Source organism: Chelativorans sp. AA-79, from assembly GCF_029457495.1.
GTDB lineage: Bacteria > Pseudomonadota > Alphaproteobacteria > Rhizobiales > Rhizobiaceae > Chelativorans.
The window spans coordinates 3,577,061-3,593,201 of record NZ_CP120361.1 but is presented as its reverse complement, the minus strand read 5'-3'; the positions used below and the strand labels follow the sequence as shown (position 1 = coordinate 3,593,201).

The following is a 16,141-nucleotide window of genomic DNA, read 5'->3' as shown; positions in this document are numbered from 1 at the left end:
CCATATTGCGGCCCTGTATTCCTGTCGAGAAGCGTAAAACGCCGAGAAGAATCCATGTTGCGCCCCCCAGGCTCCCGCGATGCCCGCCTCCCGCAAACCGGTGTCAGCACGCTCGACTACGAGCTTGCAGGCGAGATGGCGGCCTCGCTCGGGGCTGCCGGCCAGCGCGCGGAGGAATGCCTCGCGCGGCTGGCCGCTCATGAAGGAGGGGAGGCGGAGCGGAAGGACCTCCTGCGCGCGGCGGCGGATGCCGTCTACGCCTATTTCATCCAGCGCGAGCTCTGCGGCCTGAAGCGTCACGACGACGTGGTGCGCCAGCTGGCCATACCCCGTTCCGTGCTGGCGCGCCTCGGCGCCCGCTAGCTAAAGCGCCTGGTCCTCAGGCTTTCCGGAGAGCGTGGCGATCACGGACTTCAGGCCCGTCAGGAAAGCCTCGCGTTCTTCCGCACTCAGCTTCGCAAGCGCCTGCCCGTTCACGGTCATGGTCGCCTCCATCACCGCCGGCAGCTTTTCTCGCGCGGCCGGGCTCAAGGTGATGAGGGTCGAACGCCGGTCTTTCGGGTCGGGTCTGCGCTCGATCAAGCCGTCGCGTGCCATGCGCGCGAGTGTGGCCGCCATTGTCGGCTGCTCGGTGGAGGCCACCTGCGCAAGCTGTTTCTGAGTCATCGCCTCGCCATCAGCGAGGGCAAAGAAGACGGGCAGTTGACCGGAGGAAAGACCCAGCGATTTCAGTCGCCGGTCGATGGCGCGGGCAAAGAGCCGTGCGGCCCAGTTGGTGAGATAGCCTGCGGATTCCCGGCGGTTCAGCGACATATATATAGCTTGCTATGTAGTTGGATCGTATGCTATGTATTCCATCGTTCGCAACAGCTCGCAAGCAGGAGTGTCCAAATGCCCGCGCGATCCGCCCTTTCCCGTGTCCATGCTGCGGCGGGCATGTTCGCTTTTGCCCTGATCTCGACATTTCTCGCCGCTTCGGCGTGCGCGGAGACAAGTGCTGACCCCGTGCTGATCGCCGCCGTCAAGCGCGCGATCGCGTGGGCGCTTCTTCTCCTCGTTCCCGCCTTGATCGCAACCGGTGGGAGCGGCTTTGCCATGGTGGGAGGGCGTCCCGCCGGCCTCGCCGCCGTAAAGTTCAGACGGATGCGCATCGTCGCCGGCAACGGCCTCCTGGTGCTTGTTCCCGCGGCACTCTATCTCGCCTGGAAGGCCGGGCAGGGCGCATTCGACACCGGGTTCGTCGTCGTGCAGGCGATCGAGTTCGTGGCCGGCGGGACGAACCTCCTCTTCATGGGCCTCAACATCCGGGATGGGCTGGCCATGACGCGCCGCCGCCGCATGCGCCCGGCAGGCTCCGGACCTTAGCGGCCGCGGAGTTTGCCGGATGCAGCTCGGCGCGCGCTGACGGACGGCGGCATTTTCCCCGCGACAATCTGCCCTGTCTTCCGCGGGCGTCTGGACAAGTCCAGGCGTCGAGCATAGAAACCAACGCCAATTGCCGGGGGAACGGCCTACTCGTCGCAGCGAATCCCGATGGGAAGGCGTGGTTTTTCCCCGCTTCTCCCGGCAGGCATGAGGTGAAAGGACCTAGAGCCCCGTGAGCGATATCGATTCGACCCATATCCCGGAACACAGCCGACGGGACTTCCTCTATGTGGCCACCGGCGTGGCCGGCGCCGTAGGTGCTGCCGCCGTCGCCTGGCCGTTCATCGACCAGATGCGCCCGGATGCTTCCACGCGCGCCCTTGCCTCCGTCCGGGTGGATGTCTCGGCCGTCGAGCCCGGCATGTCGCTGACGGTGAAGTGGCGCGGCCGCCCGGTCTTCGTGCGCAACCGGACCGAGCAGGAGATCGAGGAAGCCAAGCAGGTGCCGCTCGACCAGCTCAAGGACCCGATCGCGCGCAACGAGAACCTGCCGGCCGACACGCCGGCGACGGATCTCGACCGCTCGGCCGGCGAGGGCAAGGAGAACTGGCTGGTGATGCTCGGCGTCTGCACGCATCTCGGCTGCGTGCCGCTCGGCCAGGCGGGTGATTTCGGCGGCTGGTTCTGCCCCTGCCACGGCTCGCATTACGATACGGCAGGACGCATCCGCAAGGGTCCCGCTCCGGAGAACCTTCACGTTCCGACCTATGCATTTGTTTCCGACACGGTCATCGAGATCGGCTAAGGCGCAGGGAGAGAAATTTCGATGAGCGGTGGACACTCGACCTACACACCCAAGAGCGGCATCGGGCGCTGGATGGATTCGCGCCTTCCCCTGCCGCGCCTGATCTATGATTCCTTCGTCGCCTATCCCGTGCCGCGGAATCTGAATTACGCCTACACCTTCGGCGGCATCCTGACGCTGATGCTGGTGGCGCAGATCCTCACCGGTGTCGTGCTCGCCATGCATTACGCCGCCAACACCGGCGTCGCCTTCGCCTCGGTCGAAAAGATCATGCGCGACGTCAATTCCGGCTGGCTGCTGCGCTACCTGCACGCCAATGGCGCATCGTTCTTCTTCATCGCCGTCTATGTGCACATCTTCCGCGGCCTCTATTACGGTTCCTACAAGGCGCCGCGCGAACTTCTTTGGATCCTGGGCTGCATCATCTACCTCCTCATGATGGCCACCGCCTTCATGGGCTACGTGCTGCCCTGGGGGCAGATGAGCTTCTGGGGCGCCACGGTGATCACCGGATTCTTCACGGCCATTCCGGTCGTGGGCGACTGGATCCAGCAGCTTCTCCTCGGCGGCTTCGCGGTGGACAACCCCACGCTCAACCGCTTCTTCTCGCTGCACTACCTCCTGCCCTTCATGATCGCGGGGGTCGTCGTGCTCCACGTATGGGCGCTGCACGTGACGGGCCAGACCAACCCGACCGGCATCGAAGTGAAGCAGAAGACCGATACGGTGGCCTTCACGCCCTATGCGACCGTCAAGGACGGCTTCGCCATGGTCGTGTTCCTCCTGGTGTTCGCCTATTTCGTCTTCTACATCCCGAACTATCTCGGCCATCCGGACAACTATATCGAGGCCAACCCACTCAAGACGCCGGCGCATATCGTGCCTGAATGGTACTTCCTGCCCTTCTACGCCATCCTGCGCGCCATCACCTTCAACATCGGCCCCATTGATTCCAAGCTCGGCGGCGTGCTCGCCATGTTCGGCGCCATCGCGGTCCTGTTCGTCGTCCCCTGGCTCGACACTTCGAAGGTCCGCTCGGCGGTCTACCGCCCTTGGTACAAGCTCTTCTTCTGGCTCTTCGTGGCCGATGCCATCTTCCTGGGCTGGCTCGGCTCGCGGCCCGCGGAAGGCGTCTATGTCGCGCTGGCGCAGGTTTCGACCCTCTACTACTTCGCCTTCTTCCTCGTCATCATGCCGGTGCTCGGCCTGATCGAGACGCCGCGCCGGCTGCCCAATTCGATCACGGAGGCGGTGCTGGAGAAGAACAAGGTCGGCGCCACGGCGGCCCAACCCGCCGTGGAGCGCTAAGCGATGCGCAAGGGGATTTTTGAAATGAAACTGTTTCTCCGCGCTTTTGGCGCGCTAGGGCTTGGTCTTGCGCTCGCCACCACTGTTGCGGTCGCCCAGGAACACGAAGAAGGCGGCACGCCGCACTACCCGCTGAAGAAGCCGGAGCCGCAGGAATGGTCCTTCGCGGGTCCTTTCGGCACCTATGACAAGGGCCAGTTGCAGCGCGGCTTCAAGGTCTATCGCGAGGTCTGCTCGGCTTGTCACGCCATGAGCATGGTTCCCTTCCGCAACCTGGAAGACCTGGGTTATTCGGAAGAGCAGGTACGTGCGATCGCCGCCGAATACGAGGTGCAGGACGGCCCGAACGAGGCGGGCGACATGTTCACCCGTCCCGCCACGTCGTCGGACTATTTCCCGTCGCCCTTTGCCAATCCCGAGCAGGCGGCCGCCTCCAACAACGGTGCGGTTCCGCCGGATTTCTCGCTGATCGCGAAGGCCCGTGGCGTCGAGCGCGGCTTTCCCACCTTCATCTTCGACATCTTCACCCAGTATGCCGAAGGCGGAGTGGACTACATCCACGCGCTGCTTACCGGCTACGAGGAGGCTCCCGAAGGGCATGAGGTGCCCGAAGGCACCTACTACAATCCGTATTTCATCAGTGCGGCCTCGCTCGCGATGGCGCCCCCGCTTTCGGACGGCCAGGTCGCCTATGAGGACGGCACGCCAGAGACGGTGGACCAGTATGCGCGCGATGTATCGGCCTTCCTGATGTGGGCGGCGGAGCCGCATCTGGAGGCGCGCAAGCAGGCCGGCTTCACCGTGATGATCTTCCTCGTCCTGTTCGGCGGGCTCGTCTATCTCACCAAGCGGAAGATCTGGGCCGAACTGCACTAGCAAGATCCATCAGCCGAAATAATGAAAAGGGCGCCACGCGGCGCCCTTTTCATTGAGGCTGGAACGGGTCACAAAGACACGAACGGGGCTTTGCCGATGAAACAGTCGCTCGAAGAGACGCTTCTTGCCGCGATCCGCACGATTCCCGACTATCCGAGGCCGGGAATCCTCTTTCGCGACATCACGACGCTGCTCGGAAACGCACGCGCCTTCCGCCGCGCGGTGGACGAGCTCGTCCACCCCTATGCGGGCTCCAAGATCGACAAGATCGCCGGTATCGAGGCGTGCGGCTTCATTTTGGGCGGTGCCATCGCCCACCAGCTTTCCTCCGGCTTTATTCCCATCCGCAAGAAGGGCAAGCTGCCACACGAGACCGTACGCGTGGCCTACAGCCTCGAATACGGACTGGACGAGATGGAAATGCATATCGATGCCGTCTCGCCCGGAGAGAAGGTGATCCTCGTGGACGATCTCATCGCCACGGGAGGCACGGCGGAGGCGGCCGTGCGGCTTCTGCGGCAGATGGGTGCCGAGATCGTCGCCGCCTGCTTCGTCGTCGACCTGCCCGATCTCGGCGGCCGCGCAAGGCTCGAGGCCCAGGGGGTCGACGTGCGCACGCTGATTTCCTTCGAGGGGGACTGAGAGCAGGGCAGGCCGATGGCTAGGCCTCAGGCGGGGAAGGATGTCCCGCGCTGTTCACCCGGTCTTGAGCAGCACTGAGTTGTCGAACGCCAGCACCGTCTCGTTGTCGCCGTTAAAAGCTCCCGCATTCAGCAATAGGAGTTGCCAGCCGGGCCGGGACCCCAGAGGCCGACGGCCGGTGAGTGTCCGGATGAAAGTGATCGTGTCGCCTGCATAGACCGGCTTCGGCCATTTCAGGTTGGAAAAGCCGGGCGAGGGGCCGAATTCGGGGCGCGGCCCGGGACCGTCCCAGGCCACCTTCCGGGCGCGGTCCATATCCATCAGATTGTAGCGCATCCACATGGCACAGGTGTGCCAGCCGGAGGCGCAGAGGGCGCCGAAAATGCTCCTGCCGGCCGCCTCCTCGTCGATGTGGAAAGGCTGTGGGTCGTGTTTTGCCGCGAACTGCTTGATCTCCTCCGCCGTGAAGGTATGGCTGCCGAGCCTGATCGTCTCGCCGATCCTCAGAAAGGAGTCGAGGCTCATGCGGCATCTCCCGGATCTCGCAGGTCGAACAGGATCGGGTTCTCGCATTCGATGACTGTCTCGCCGCGCTGGTTCGTGACCACGTGGCGGAAGGTCACCAGCCCAAGGCCGGGCCGGGACCTGAGCCGCCGGCGCGAAAGCACGGTGGAACTCCCGGCGAGCGTATCGCCGGCCAGAACCGGCTTCCGCCATCGCATTTCGCTGATGCCGGGTGACCCCTGGGAGGCAGAGTCGAGCAGGAAGGCATCGCACATCATGCGCATGAACACGCAGGAGGTGTGCCAGCCCGAGGCTGCCAGCCCGCCGAGCAGGCTTCGCCGGCCGGCCTCTTCGTCCAGATGCATTGGCTGCGCATCGAATGCCCCGGCGAATTCGATGATCTCCTCGGCGGTGAGCGTGCGGGAGCCGAGGTCGAACACCCGGCCCTCCTCCATGTCCTCATAGGCCAGTCGGTTGCGTGCCATGCTGGAAATCCCTCGCGAGCACAGGGCACCAGACCCCGTCCTCATCTTCCCGACTTTATGCCCGGCACGGGATTCGTCAAAGGCGGGACCCCGGGGGGGCGCGCGGCGCATCCGGGCTCCGGAAGAGCCGAAGGTCAGGCCGCCGCGGACTGAGGTGCGCGCAGGGCCTCGAGGATGTTCTGCGGCGAGGAAACACCGTAGGGGTCGGTGTCGCAATTGTCGGAGAAGCCTTCCTCCTCGAACCACATCTCGACCACACCGTCGTCAATGACGGCCGCGTAGCGCCAGGAGCGCATGCCAAAGCCCAGATTGTCCTTGGCGACCAGCATGCCCATCTTGCGGGTGAATTCGCCGGAGCCGTCCGGGATGAGCCCGACGTTTTTGATGTCCTGGGCGCGGCCCCAGGCATTCATCACGAAGGCGTCGTTGACGGAAACGCAGTAAATCGCGTCGATTCCTTCCGCCTTGAACTCCTCGTGAAGTTTCTCGAAATCCGGAAGCTGGTAGGTCGAGCAGGTCGGCGTGAAGGCGCCGGGCAGCGAGAAGAGGATCACGCGCTTGCCGGCGAAATAGTCGGCGCTGGTCTTGTCTTCCCAGCGATACGGGTTCGGTCCCTCGATGGATTCGTCGCGGACGCGCGTGCGGAAAGTGACCTGCGGAACTTTTCTTCCGAGCATATGTGAGCTCCTTAAAGCACAAAATCTTGCAGGCCCCCCGGGAGAGGGGCGTGCAATTCTGAAACATTGGTTGGTTGGCGCCGTGGGAGGCGAACGCCATACGCGCCGAATTAAACATTCGCCTGTGACGATGCCAAGACGCCGCCGCTCGAAAAATGCTGCATGCGCGTAAAAGTCACAAGTTTTGCTGCGGCTGCGAAATCGGGCCGCGTGGCGCCTACACGTTGAACTTGAAGAGCATGATGTCGCCGTCCTGCACGACATACTCCTTGCCCTCGTCGCGCGCCTTGCCGGCGTCGCGGGCCGCGGTCTCGCCGCCCAGCGTTACGTAATCCTCATAGGCGATGGTCTGCGCACGTATGAAGCCGCGCTCGAAATCGGTATGGATCACCCCTGCCGCTTGCGGCGCCTTCGAGCCCTTCTGTACGGTCCAGGCACGCGTCTCCTTGGGCCCGGCGGTGAAGAAGGTGATGAGATCGAGGAGATCGTAGCCGGCACGGATCAGCCGGTCGAGGCCGGGCTCGTGCAGGCCCATGGCCTCCAGGTATTCCGCCGCTTCGTCATCCGAGAGCTGCGCCACCTCCGCCTCGATCGCAGCCGAGATCACGACCGTCCCGGCGCCTTGGGTGACCGCCATCTTCTCCACCGCCGCCGTATGCTCGTTGCCTGCCGCCGCGTCTCCCTCGGTGACGTTGCAGACATAGAGCACCGGCTTCGATGTGAGCAGGTTGAGCGAGCGCAGGACGCGCGCGCCCTCGGCATCCAGCTCGGCGGAGATGAGCCGCACGGGCTTGCCGTCCTGCAGCAGAGCGAGCGCCCGCTCCATGACCGGCAGCACGGCCATAGCCTCCTTCTCCTTGCCGGTGGCGCGCTTGCGCGTCTGGACAATGCGCCGCTCCAGGCTGTCGAGATCGGCCAGCATCAGCTCCGTCTCGACGGTGTCGGCGTCCGCCACCGGGTCGATGCGGCCCTCGACATGGGTGATGTCATCGTCCTCGAAGCAGCGCAGCACATGCACGATCGCGTCCACCTCGCGGATATTGGCGAGGAACTGGTTGCCCAGCCCTTCGCCCTTGGACGCGCCGCGCACGAGGCCGGCGATGTCCACGAAGGAGATGCGTGTCGGTATGATCTCCTTCGATCCGGCGATCTCGGCGATCTTCTTCAGCCGTTGATCGGGCACCGCCACTTCGCCCGTATTGGGCTCGATGGTGCAGAAGGGATAGTTTGCGGCCTGCGCGGCGGCCGTCCTGGTCAGCGCGTTGAAGAGCGTGGACTTGCCGACATTGGGCAAGCCGACGATGCCGCATTTGAAACCCATGGAATATCTGTCCTGTGGAAGCCGTTCAAAGAGTGTTGGCAGGGCTATGGGCGAAGGGATCGACGATCGTCAAGCCCTCGATGGCCTGCCCGTCCTGCAAATCTTCGGAAAGGAAGTAGCGCCGACTTTTCGTCTATATGTTTTTGTCTCGTATAAAGCAGCACGTTTGAGTCGATGAAGACACTACCGGCGCGCATTGCGCTCTTCCGCCGTGGGCATGCGGCCGTCCTCCATCACATCCCACTTGGGACCAGCGAGAAAGCGCTCAAGAGCCTTGAGCTGAGGATTGCGCTCTTCGCCTTTTTCGCCATTGGCTGCGATCACCGCCTCGATGCGGGTGGCGCGGTGCAGCTCATCATCCATGGAAATGGTCACGTTCTTCATCGCCGTCTCCGAACAGCTTCACGAACTCACGAAAACACGAACTCGTGAGGAAATATAGGCTCAGGAGACATTCCGATCATTGCGCCGGTGCGCAAACTCCACTCCGCTCTTATTCCTTCCCAAAGAGCTTTTTCAGCATGGCGGCCATGGGACCGCTCTCGGGAAGCTTGGCGGGAGCATTCTTCGTCCGCGCCTGGCGGATGTGGCTCTGGCCCTTCGGCGCGGGCTTTGCCTCCGCCGCCTCCACATCGCCGCCCCTGCCTTTCACGGCAAGGCTCACGCGGTTCATGAAGCCGGAATCGTCGCCGTCCGCCAGCAGGCCGATATTGTCGGCCAATGTGTCGAGCAGCGGGTCGAGCCATTCGTGGTCGGCCTTGGCGAAATCGCCCAGCACATGGCCGGTCACCCGTGCCTTGTCGCCTGGATGGCCGATGCCGATGCGCACGCGGCGGTAGTCCTGCCCGCAATGGGCGTCGATGGATTTGATGCCGTTGTGGCCGCCCGAGCCTCCGCCGCGCTTCACGCGCACCTTGCCGGGCGCCAGGTCCAACTCGTCATAGAGCACGATCAGGTCGGCCGGCGAGAGCTTGTAGAAGCGCATGGCCTCGCCGACCGCCTGGCCGGAACGGTTCATGAAGGTCTGCGGCTTGACGAGCAGCACCTTTTCGCTGCCGAGCCGGCCCTCGCAGACGAGGGCGCTGAACTTCTTCGACCAGGGCGAAAAGGAATGGCGGCGGGAAATGGCGTCCGCCGCCATGAAGCCGACATTGTGCCGGTGGCCCGCATATTGCGGGTCGGGATTGCCGAGCCCAGCGATGAGAAGCATGGAACGCCTCCCTGGAGCATCTGCAGCCGGGCGGGAACACTCCGGGGCTGCACAATACGGCGCATGAACGGTTGGGGCGGCTGCGAGCGCATTCCGCCCCAAATGAGGAGAGGAGATTACTCCTCGCCTTCCTCCGCCTCCTCCGCGGCAGCTTCGCCGCCTTCGGCTTCCTCGGACTTAAGGCCGGCCGGAGCCGCGACCGTGGCGATGGTGAAGTCCCGATCCGTAATGGTGGGCTTCACGCCTTCCGGCAGTGTCACTGCGGAGATGTGCACGGAATCGCCGATATCGAGCCCAGTCAGGTCGACCTCGATGAAGTCGGGAATGGAGGTTGCCGGGCAGGTGAACTCCACCTCGTGGCGCACGATGTTGAGCACGCCGCCGCGCTTGATACCGGGCGCCTTCTCGTCGTTGGTGAAGTGAACGGGCACATTCACGGTCACCACCGTGTTGCGGCCCACGCGCAGGAAGTCCACATGCATGGCGAAGCCGCGCACCGGATCGAGCTGGTACTCCTTCGGCAGGACCTGGATTTTCTCGCCGTTCACGTCGATGGTGGCGATGGTGGTGCGGAAACCGCCGGCGTGGATGCGCAGGAACAGTTCCTTGTAGGGAAGCACGATGGAGAGCGGGGGCTTCTTGTCGCCGTAGATCACGGCGGGAATCTTGCCGCTGCGCCGAATTGCCCGGGCGGACCCCTTACCGACCCGTTCGCGCGCCTCGGCCGTCAGTTCATAGGACTGGTGGCTCATGGCTTTACCTTTCTTTTATGGAGCGCTTCCGGGAGACGTCGAAAACCGGTCCCGAAAACGAGAAAGCCGCCTTCAGCGCTCCCGCGCCGGGCCGGCCTCCATCCGCACTGCCTCCAAGGGTGTCCGCGCGGACGGCGGGTCTATAGCGCAAGGCCCGCCCGGGCGCAAGGCAGGTGAGCAGGCTCCGGCTGCGCGCCGGCTACTTCGTCTCCAACGGTCCCATCCCGTTCAGATAGCGCTCCAGGGCGAGCGCGGTCTCGCGGTCCAGGCCGAGCAAAATGACGCCATCGCGCTCCACCGGCAGTCCGGCCGTCTCGTCCAGGACCTCCCAGCTGTCGTCGGGCGTCTGCACGGCCTTGAAGCGCTTCTCCGTCGTCTTGGGTTCCATCGGGCTCATCTCCATCCTGATTGCAGGACCGAAAGGGCGGACAAAAGGCCATCAGAGCAAGCGCAGCCGCGGCTCCTGCGGTCTGCACGAACGGCAGGGAAAGGCTCGGGCCGAGATGGTCGGCTCCGACAGCCACGAGAACGGCGAGGCCGGCCGTTCCGGCACCGAGGCCGGCAAGCAAGGGGAGCGTCCTGCCGAAGCCGTGCAGCGAAGCGAAACCGCCGATCGCAAGCATCACCGGCCCGGGCGCCATCAGAATGAGCGCACAGGCGGCCAGCACCTGAAGCATGGCTGTCGATAGGAGCGGCGGGATGGTCACGTGGCGCCCTGTTCCGTTCAAGCAAGCCAGCCTTTACCGATGGCGGACTGTCTCACGCAGCAGATGCTTGCACATCCTGCATTTGTAGGAGATCGTAGAGCCGCAGACGCGCCGAGCCGGAGGGGCGAGAGCTTCGGAGCCATGGAGACATTGCCGCCGCAGGACCTGTCGAGGCTCATCGGCTCGATCTATGATTGCACGCTCGATCCCGGCAACTGGGATCGAACGCTCGCCGAGATCGCCGAGGCGCTTCTCGCGCATTCGCTCATCCTGTCGCTCAACGACTTCTACGGCGACCGTATGGTGATCGACAGGAGTGTCGGCTGGGAGCCGCACTGGCTGGCGGAGCGGACGAAGCACCTGCCGGAAATCCATGCGGTGCTGGCGCGTTGGCTCGCATCCTGCATTTCGCTGGACGAGCCCTTCGTCGCTTCACGCGAGCTTATGCCGAGCCAGGCAGAAGCCTCTGCCTATTTCCGCAACTGCCTCGAGCCGCAGGGCATCGTCGACATCAGCCATTTCTTCCTGATGTACACGCGTACGCACTTCTCGGAGATCGTCGTCGCGCGGCATCGGCGCGCCGGCGTGATGACAGATCGCGAGATTGAGCTAGGCAAGCTGCTCCTGCCGCATCTCAGGCGCGCGGTGACGATCAGCAGGATTTTGGACGCCCGCGCCATCGAGCGGGCGCGCATGGCCCAGGCCCTCGACGCGCTCGCTTGCGGTGTGCTGCTGACGGACGAGCACGGCGCGATCCTGCACCCCAACCGTGCCGCCGAACGCATGCTGCGCGAAGGGACGGGGATTCAGGAATGCGGGGGCATGCTGGAGGCAAAAGCTCCATCGGCCGCACGCGAACTGCGCAGCGCCATCAGGCAGGCCGCGCAGGACGAGGCGGGGATGGGCAGGACAGGTCTTGCCGTCCGGCTCACGGATTCCGAGGCACCGCCGCTGTTTGCCCACGTGCTGCCGATGGCCGGGGGGACCTGCGCGCGACCTTCAACCCGGAAGCGGCGGCCGCCGTGTTCATCGCCGGTGCGCCGGACGAAGAAGATGAGGCGGAGGTGATCGCACGGGCCTATTGCCTGACGCAGGCGGAGACGCGCGTGCTCGCAAGCCTGCTTTCCGGCAGGACGCTTGCCGAGACCGCCGGTGCTCTCGGCATAGCGGCGACGACCGCGCGAACGCATCTCGACAACATCTTCGCCAAAACCGGTGTGCGCCGTCAGGCGGAACTGATGCGCCTTGCCCGGCAGCTTGAGCCGCCGGTGATTTCGGGGGCGCACGCCCGCCGGCCGGCATAGACCGTGCGGGCTGTGCGCCGGAAAGGGCGCCGTGCTATGTCGCCCGGGAAGCCCATACGGAGATTCGACCATGGCCCTGCGTATCGTCCGCCTCGGCACGCCGCGTCTTGCGCGGGAGGGAACGCGCATCGGCACCGTCAGGCGCCCGCCGCGCGGCGTGCGCAAGGAGCGCTATGCCGCCGACGACTGGTTCGACGTCTGGTATCCGGAGCTTTCGCCCAGCCCCGATCTCGTGGCGCGCGCCCAGGCGGCGAAGACGGAGAGCGAATGGAAGGCGTTCGAGCGCGCCTTCAGAGCCGAGATGAACGAACCCGGCGCCCGGCACACGCTCGACCTCCTGGCAACGCTTTCGCACAATGCCGATTTCTCCATCGGCTGCTATTGCGAGGACGAGGCGCGCTGCCATCGCTCGGTGCTACGCACGCTTTTCCTCGAGCGTGGGGCGAAGGTCGAATAGCGGCAGTGCAGCCTCAGTTGAACAGGCTCGAGACCGATTCCTCGGATGCCGTGCGCGAGATCGCCTCGCCGATCAGGTCGGCGATGGTGACGACGCGCACATTGCCGGCCGCCTCGACGGCGGAGGTGGGTTGGATGGAATCGGTGATCACCAGTTCCCGCAGCTTCGAGCCGGTGATGCGCGCCACGGCCCCGCCCGACAGGACGCCATGCGTGATATAGGCGGTCACGCTGGTGGCCCCGTTGGCGAGCAGCGCATCCGCGGCATTGCACAGCGTGCCGCCGGAATCGACGATGTCGTCGATCAGCAGGCAGTCGCGGCCGCGCACGTCGCCGATCACGTTCATCACCTCGGATTCGCCCGGCCGGTCGCGCCTCTTGTCGACGATGGCGAGCGACGCATCGATGCGCTTGGCAAGTGCGCGGGCGCGCACCACGCCGCCCACGTCGGGCGAGACCACCATCACGTTTTCAAGCTTGTAATGCGCCTTCACGTCGCGCGCCATCACAGGCACCGCATAGAGGTTGTCCGTCGGAATGTCGAAGAAGCCCTGGATCTGCCCGGCATGGAGGTCGAGCGTCAGAACGCGGTCCGCACCCGCCTGGGTGATCAGGTTCGCCACCAGCTTGGCCGAGATCGGCGTGCGGCCCGAAGTGCGGCGGTCCTGCCGGGCATAGCCGAAATAGGGGAGAACCGCGGTGATGCGCCGGGCCGAGGAACGCCGAAAGGCGTCGATCATGATGAGCAGTTCCATCAGGTGGTCATTCGCCGGATAAGAGGTCGACTGCAGGACGAACACGTCTTCCCCGCGCACGTTCTCCTGGATCTCGACGAAGATCTCCTGGTCGGCGAAGCGGCGTACAAGCGCCTTGCCCAGGGAAATATTGAGGTAGCGGGCGACGGCCTCCGCCAGCACCCGGTTGGAATTGCCCGCAAAAAGCTTCATGGAGTGATCCTGGCCAGCGCCTCGTTTCATGCGGGGCTTTAAGCGGCGAGACCGGCTATTGCAAGCGCCAATAGCCGATCCGGCCTTCAACAGTCCGGGCTTTGCCCCGTTTGTTCATGGCAGGGATAACCAAGGGTTGCGTCCGCCCTGTTGATTGCACCCGAACGGTCAGCTCCGGGCCTGTCCGCCCTGTAGCCACGCCGCCAGCTCGTCGATCGTGCGGTCGGCGATCGCCTCCATGTTGGCGCCGGTGACGGCCGTCCAGCCTTCGCCCGTTCCCGTCGCCTTCTCCTGCCCCTGGATCCTGTGCAGGCGATTGCCGGCGGGGTCGAGCACGTCCCAGACGAAGATCACCGAGGTTCCTTTCTCGTCGCTGATGGTCGAGAAATAGCCCTTCACGACAAGCGTGGCGCCCTGGGCTTCGGGCGTGATCGTCAGTCCGCGTTGGCCGGCGCGGCTGGACAGGCGGGAGGAGAGAGGGGAGACGGTTTCCGGTGCCGCGCCGATCACGGGCGCGAACTCGATGCGCGCGTCGCGGGCGACGGCGGCGACCTGCTGTCCGGTCTGCGCGCCCACCGTGCTTTGGTCGGAAAGTGTCGTCGTGGTCGCCGCCCCGGGTGCGGTCCGGCTTCCGCTGTCCCTGGGCGCGGCTGAAAGGTCGATCGCGTCCGTTCCGCTGCATCCGGCGGCCGCCGCCGCCAGTGCCAGGATCCAAGCTGCCGTCTTCAAGCGCGCCATCCTCTCTTCCCGCGATGAAAACACCCCCACATGCAATATGTCACCTTATGATCAAATCGAGATGTCACCTTATGATCAAATCGAGTCCGTGGCGAGAAAGCATTGCGGGCGCGGAGTCGGTGGTGAGATAGGTGCGTCCCAGGCACATGGCCGTGCCCGAATCCGAATCCATGATGATCATGTGGGCGAACAGCGTCATGTCTGGGGCGATCGGCTCGGGACTGCCCGCGTAGAACATCTGCGGGTCCATCCAGGAGGGCGAGAAACGGGCCCCCAGCGAATAACCGCAGGCGTTGAGCCGGTGGCGCGTCAGATCGTGCGCCTCCATGACCTTGGCATGGGCGTCGAAGACATCGCCGAACGTGTTTCCCGGCACCATTGCCTTTTCGCAGGCGATGAGCGCCGCCTTCGCCGCGTCGAACAGTTCCTGGTGGCGCTTTGTGGCCCTGCCGGTCAGCACCGTCTGCATCATGGCGGCATGATAGTGGTGATAGACGCCGGCCCATTCCAGCGTGATCTGGTCGTTCTTGACGAGCTTCCGCCGCCCGGCCTTGTAGCGGCAGAGAAGGGCGTCCGCACCCGAGCCGATGACGAATTCGTTCGCCGGATAGTCTCCGCCGCCCTGAAAGACGGCGCCTTGCATCGCCGCGAGGATCGCCGCCTCGTCGCCGCCCTGCTTGATCAGGGGGAGGGCGGCGTCCAGGGCATCGTCGGCGAGTGCGGCCGCGCGTTTCACCTTCTCGATCTCGGCCGGGCTCTTGAGCAGCCTGAGCCGCGCAATGAGATCGGAGGCGTCCTCGATCTTGCCGAAGGTCTGCAATTGCTCGTCGAGCAGCTTGCCGTTCTTGGCCGTCAGCCCGTGCGTGTCGTATTCCACGCCGATGCGCATGCCGAGCAGGTCGAGATCGTTCAAAAGGTTGCGCAATTCCGCCGCTGGGTTGACGCCGTGGCGGTCGTTCCACACCATGATGTTGTCTATGATGGAGGTGCTGCGCGCCTGCCTGAGATCGGCCGACCGCGTGAGCAGGACCATCGAGCCGTCGGCCTTGACCGCCAGGCACTGGAAGAAGCAGAAGCCGAACGTGTCGTACCCCGTCAGCCAGTACATGCTCTCCTGGGCGAAGAGGAGCAGCGCGTCGAGCTTCCGCTCCGACATCTCGATCACGAGGCGGTCGCGGCGAGCATCGAATTCGGCGCGTTCGAAATGCAGGGCCATCAGAATTCCTCCAGGCAAATCGCCGAGATCTGGCGTCCGTAATCCGGTTCGCCGCGATGAGTGGTGCGGCGGTAGGAGAAGAAATTGTCCTCCTCCGCGTAGGTGCAGCGGCCGAGGGTCCCTGCCTTTACCCCGGCCCGGGCCAGCCGGTCCAGAGTGTAGAGTTTGAGGTCGAAGAGCGCGTGTCCGGGCTTGCCGGACAGCCGGAAATAGCGGGCGTTTTCCGCGTCGGCGCTGGTGAAGCGCTCGATATATTCCGGGCCGACTTCATAATTCTCCTGGCTGATCGACGGTCCGAGCACCGCCGTGATCCGCTCGCGGCTGGCGCCGAGCCGCTCCATGGCGGCGATCGTGTTCTCCAGCACACCCGTCAGCGCTCCCTTCCAGCCGGTGTGTGCGGCGCCGACCACACGGGCCTCGCCGTCCGCGAAGAGGACCGGGCCGCAATCGGCCGCAAGCACGCCGAGCGCCAGCCCCGGCTGCCGCGTCACCATCGCGTCGGCATTGGGGCGGGAATTCACGGGAAAGGCCTCGTCCACCACCACGACGGCGGCTGAATGGCATTGGTGGACCGTGACCAGATGCTCCGCCGGCGCCCCCATCCATGCCGCCACCCGACGCCTGTTCTCGCGCACCGCGTCGGGAGAATCGCTCGAACCGAGCCCGACATTGAGGCTGCCGAAGATGCCTTCCGAGACGCCGCCCGAGCGGGTGAAGAAGCCGTGCCTCACGCCGTTTGCGCCGTCGAGGAGGGGCGACCGGAGAGGCTCCGGCTTTGTCTTGTCCAGCATGCGCTGCCTTCTGTCCTGGTTGCGGAGCGCGGATCGT

General features: G+C 64.7%; 23 protein-coding genes. 10 read left to right on the top strand and 13 right to left on the bottom strand.

Going from position 1 to position 16,141, the window contains the following annotated elements:
- Nucleotides 1-54 precede the first annotated feature (54 nt).
- On the top strand, nucleotides 55-363 hold the full coding sequence (locus tag PVE73_RS17660) for a DUF6665 family protein (RefSeq protein WP_277363499.1): 309 nt from the start codon (nucleotides 55-57) through the stop codon (nucleotides 361-363).
- Here PVE73_RS17660 and PVE73_RS17655 read toward each other — a convergent pair whose 3' ends face one another.
- Complete coding sequence (locus PVE73_RS17655; protein WP_277363498.1) at nucleotides 364-813, bottom strand: MarR family transcriptional regulator; 450 nt, start codon at nucleotides 811-813, stop codon at nucleotides 364-366. It abuts the gene before it with no gap.
- Between the two features lie 78 nt (nucleotides 814-891).
- Between PVE73_RS17655 and PVE73_RS17650 the strand changes: the two genes are divergently transcribed.
- The 5 genes from PVE73_RS17650 (at nucleotide 892) to PVE73_RS17630 (ending at nucleotide 4,996) form a co-directional block, all read left to right on the top strand.
- Nucleotides 892-1,365 carry a hypothetical protein gene (locus PVE73_RS17650; RefSeq protein ID WP_277363497.1) on the top strand — a complete coding sequence of 158 codons (474 nt, stop codon included), beginning with the start codon at nucleotides 892-894 and terminating at the stop codon, nucleotides 1,363-1,365.
- A 232-nt stretch (nucleotides 1,366-1,597) separates the two neighbouring features.
- A complete protein-coding gene (gene petA / locus PVE73_RS17645) occupies nucleotides 1,598-2,170 on the top strand; it encodes a ubiquinol-cytochrome c reductase iron-sulfur subunit (RefSeq protein WP_277363496.1) in 573 nt (190 codons plus the stop codon).
- A gap of 21 nt (nucleotides 2,171-2,191) precedes the next feature.
- A complete protein-coding gene (locus PVE73_RS17640; RefSeq protein WP_277363495.1) occupies nucleotides 2,192-3,478 on the top strand; it encodes a cytochrome b N-terminal domain-containing protein in 1,287 nt (428 codons plus the stop codon).
- Between the two features lie 3 nt (nucleotides 3,479-3,481).
- Entirely contained in the window at nucleotides 3,482-4,354 is an 873-nt protein-coding gene (locus PVE73_RS17635; RefSeq protein ID WP_277363494.1) for a cytochrome c1, read from the top strand.
- Between the two features lie 96 nt (nucleotides 4,355-4,450).
- Nucleotides 4,451-4,996: an adenine phosphoribosyltransferase gene (locus tag PVE73_RS17630; protein WP_277363493.1), complete on the top strand. Its 546-nt coding sequence runs from the start codon at nucleotides 4,451-4,453 to the stop codon at nucleotides 4,994-4,996.
- A 54-nt stretch (nucleotides 4,997-5,050) separates the two neighbouring features.
- Here the strand turns inward: PVE73_RS17630 and PVE73_RS17625 are convergent, their stop codons facing one another.
- From PVE73_RS17625 to PVE73_RS17590, 8 genes are all read right to left on the bottom strand, one after another.
- Nucleotides 5,051-5,521: a MaoC family dehydratase gene (locus PVE73_RS17625; RefSeq protein WP_277363492.1), complete on the bottom strand. Its 471-nt coding sequence runs from the start codon at nucleotides 5,519-5,521 to the stop codon at nucleotides 5,051-5,053.
- Complete coding sequence (locus PVE73_RS17620; RefSeq protein ID WP_277363491.1) at nucleotides 5,518-5,985, bottom strand: MaoC family dehydratase; 468 nt, start codon at nucleotides 5,983-5,985, stop codon at nucleotides 5,518-5,520. The genes PVE73_RS17625 and PVE73_RS17620 overlap by 4 nt, the downstream gene beginning before the upstream one ends.
- 134 nt (nucleotides 5,986-6,119) lie before the next feature.
- A complete protein-coding gene (locus PVE73_RS17615; RefSeq protein WP_277363490.1) occupies nucleotides 6,120-6,662 on the bottom strand; it encodes a peroxiredoxin in 543 nt (180 codons plus the stop codon).
- A gap of 217 nt (nucleotides 6,663-6,879) precedes the next feature.
- Complete coding sequence (ychF, locus tag PVE73_RS17610) at nucleotides 6,880-7,983, bottom strand: redox-regulated ATPase YchF (protein ID WP_277363489.1); 1,104 nt, start codon at nucleotides 7,981-7,983, stop codon at nucleotides 6,880-6,882.
- A gap of 183 nt (nucleotides 7,984-8,166) precedes the next feature.
- On the bottom strand, nucleotides 8,167-8,367 hold the full coding sequence (locus PVE73_RS17605; RefSeq protein ID WP_277363488.1) for a hypothetical protein: 201 nt from the start codon (nucleotides 8,365-8,367) through the stop codon (nucleotides 8,167-8,169).
- Between the two features lie 109 nt (nucleotides 8,368-8,476).
- Nucleotides 8,477-9,193 (bottom strand): aminoacyl-tRNA hydrolase, encoded by a 717-nt coding sequence (pth, locus tag PVE73_RS17600; protein WP_277363487.1) that lies wholly within the window; start codon nucleotides 9,191-9,193, stop codon nucleotides 8,477-8,479.
- Nucleotides 9,194-9,309: 116 nt separating this feature from the next.
- Complete coding sequence (locus PVE73_RS17595; protein ID WP_277363486.1) at nucleotides 9,310-9,945, bottom strand: 50S ribosomal protein L25/general stress protein Ctc; 636 nt, start codon at nucleotides 9,943-9,945, stop codon at nucleotides 9,310-9,312.
- Between the two features lie 199 nt (nucleotides 9,946-10,144).
- Complete coding sequence (locus tag PVE73_RS17590) at nucleotides 10,145-10,333, bottom strand: hypothetical protein (protein WP_277363485.1); 189 nt, start codon at nucleotides 10,331-10,333, stop codon at nucleotides 10,145-10,147.
- A 115-nt stretch (nucleotides 10,334-10,448) separates the two neighbouring features.
- On the opposite strand from PVE73_RS17590, the gene PVE73_RS17585 reads away from it, so the two are divergent.
- The 4 genes from PVE73_RS17585 (at nucleotide 10,449) to PVE73_RS17570 (ending at nucleotide 12,413) form a co-directional block, all read left to right on the top strand.
- The gene (locus tag PVE73_RS17585) at nucleotides 10,449-10,634 is read left to right on the top strand and encodes a hypothetical protein (RefSeq protein ID WP_277363484.1); all 186 of its coding nucleotides are present in this window, start codon (nucleotides 10,449-10,451) and stop codon (nucleotides 10,632-10,634) included.
- A 159-nt stretch (nucleotides 10,635-10,793) separates the two neighbouring features.
- Nucleotides 10,794-11,720, top strand: a complete 927-nt coding sequence (locus PVE73_RS17580) for a hypothetical protein (protein ID WP_277363483.1) — start codon at nucleotides 10,794-10,796, stop codon at nucleotides 11,718-11,720.
- Nucleotides 11,675-11,956, top strand: a complete 282-nt coding sequence (locus PVE73_RS17575) for a helix-turn-helix transcriptional regulator (RefSeq protein WP_277363482.1) — start codon at nucleotides 11,675-11,677, stop codon at nucleotides 11,954-11,956. Before PVE73_RS17580 ends, PVE73_RS17575 begins: the two co-directional genes overlap by 46 nt.
- 70 nt (nucleotides 11,957-12,026) lie before the next feature.
- On the top strand, nucleotides 12,027-12,413 hold the full coding sequence (locus PVE73_RS17570) for a DUF488 family protein (protein WP_277363481.1): 387 nt from the start codon (nucleotides 12,027-12,029) through the stop codon (nucleotides 12,411-12,413).
- Nucleotides 12,414-12,426: 13 nt separating this feature from the next.
- Here PVE73_RS17570 and PVE73_RS17565 read toward each other — a convergent pair whose 3' ends face one another.
- From PVE73_RS17565 to pgeF, 4 genes are all read right to left on the bottom strand, one after another.
- A complete protein-coding gene (locus PVE73_RS17565) occupies nucleotides 12,427-13,359 on the bottom strand; it encodes a ribose-phosphate pyrophosphokinase (RefSeq protein ID WP_277363480.1) in 933 nt (310 codons plus the stop codon).
- Nucleotides 13,360-13,527: 168 nt separating this feature from the next.
- Nucleotides 13,528-14,097 (bottom strand): hypothetical protein, encoded by a 570-nt coding sequence (locus PVE73_RS17560; protein ID WP_277363479.1) that lies wholly within the window; start codon nucleotides 14,095-14,097, stop codon nucleotides 13,528-13,530.
- A 64-nt stretch (nucleotides 14,098-14,161) separates the two neighbouring features.
- Nucleotides 14,162-15,313, bottom strand: a complete 1,152-nt coding sequence (locus PVE73_RS17555) for a Xaa-Pro peptidase family protein (protein WP_277363478.1) — start codon at nucleotides 15,311-15,313, stop codon at nucleotides 14,162-14,164.
- Complete coding sequence (pgeF, locus tag PVE73_RS17550; protein ID WP_277363477.1) at nucleotides 15,313-16,104, bottom strand: peptidoglycan editing factor PgeF; 792 nt, start codon at nucleotides 16,102-16,104, stop codon at nucleotides 15,313-15,315. The genes PVE73_RS17555 and pgeF overlap by 1 nt, the downstream gene beginning before the upstream one ends.
- Between the last annotated feature and the right edge of the window lie 37 nt (nucleotides 16,105-16,141).

Coding starts and splice junctions, on each gene's coding strand:
- PVE73_RS17660 (WP_277363499.1), top strand. CDS start 55: ATGTTGCGCCCCCCAGGCTCCCGCGATGCCCGCCTCCCGCAAACCGGT.
- PVE73_RS17655 (WP_277363498.1), bottom strand. CDS start 813: ATGTCGCTGAACCGCCGGGAATCCGCAGGCTATCTCACCAACTGGGCC.
- PVE73_RS17650 (WP_277363497.1), top strand. CDS start 892: ATGCCCGCGCGATCCGCCCTTTCCCGTGTCCATGCTGCGGCGGGCATG.
- PVE73_RS17640 (WP_277363495.1), top strand. CDS start 2,192: ATGAGCGGTGGACACTCGACCTACACACCCAAGAGCGGCATCGGGCGC.
- PVE73_RS17635 (WP_277363494.1), top strand. CDS start 3,482: ATGCGCAAGGGGATTTTTGAAATGAAACTGTTTCTCCGCGCTTTTGGC.
- PVE73_RS17630 (WP_277363493.1), top strand. CDS start 4,451: ATGAAACAGTCGCTCGAAGAGACGCTTCTTGCCGCGATCCGCACGATT.
- PVE73_RS17625 (WP_277363492.1), bottom strand. CDS start 5,521: ATGAGCCTCGACTCCTTTCTGAGGATCGGCGAGACGATCAGGCTCGGC.
- PVE73_RS17620 (WP_277363491.1), bottom strand. CDS start 5,985: ATGGCACGCAACCGACTGGCCTATGAGGACATGGAGGAGGGCCGGGTG.
- PVE73_RS17615 (WP_277363490.1), bottom strand. CDS start 6,662: ATGCTCGGAAGAAAAGTTCCGCAGGTCACTTTCCGCACGCGCGTCCGC.
- ychF (WP_277363489.1), bottom strand. CDS start 7,983: ATGGGTTTCAAATGCGGCATCGTCGGCTTGCCCAATGTCGGCAAGTCC.
- PVE73_RS17605 (WP_277363488.1), bottom strand. CDS start 8,367: ATGAAGAACGTGACCATTTCCATGGATGATGAGCTGCACCGCGCCACC.
- pth (WP_277363487.1), bottom strand. CDS start 9,193: ATGCTTCTCATCGCTGGGCTCGGCAATCCCGACCCGCAATATGCGGGC.
- PVE73_RS17595 (WP_277363486.1), bottom strand. CDS start 9,945: ATGAGCCACCAGTCCTATGAACTGACGGCCGAGGCGCGCGAACGGGTC.
- PVE73_RS17590 (WP_277363485.1), bottom strand. CDS start 10,333: ATGGAACCCAAGACGACGGAGAAGCGCTTCAAGGCCGTGCAGACGCCC.
- PVE73_RS17585 (WP_277363484.1), top strand. CDS start 10,449: ATGGTCGGCTCCGACAGCCACGAGAACGGCGAGGCCGGCCGTTCCGGC.
- PVE73_RS17580 (WP_277363483.1), top strand. CDS start 10,794: ATGGAGACATTGCCGCCGCAGGACCTGTCGAGGCTCATCGGCTCGATC.
- PVE73_RS17570 (WP_277363481.1), top strand. CDS start 12,027: ATGGCCCTGCGTATCGTCCGCCTCGGCACGCCGCGTCTTGCGCGGGAG.
- PVE73_RS17565 (WP_277363480.1), bottom strand. CDS start 13,359: ATGAAGCTTTTTGCGGGCAATTCCAACCGGGTGCTGGCGGAGGCCGTC.
- PVE73_RS17560 (WP_277363479.1), bottom strand. CDS start 14,097: ATGGCGCGCTTGAAGACGGCAGCTTGGATCCTGGCACTGGCGGCGGCG.
- PVE73_RS17555 (WP_277363478.1), bottom strand. CDS start 15,313: ATGGCCCTGCATTTCGAACGCGCCGAATTCGATGCTCGCCGCGACCGC.
- pgeF (WP_277363477.1), bottom strand. CDS start 16,104: ATGCTGGACAAGACAAAGCCGGAGCCTCTCCGGTCGCCCCTCCTCGAC.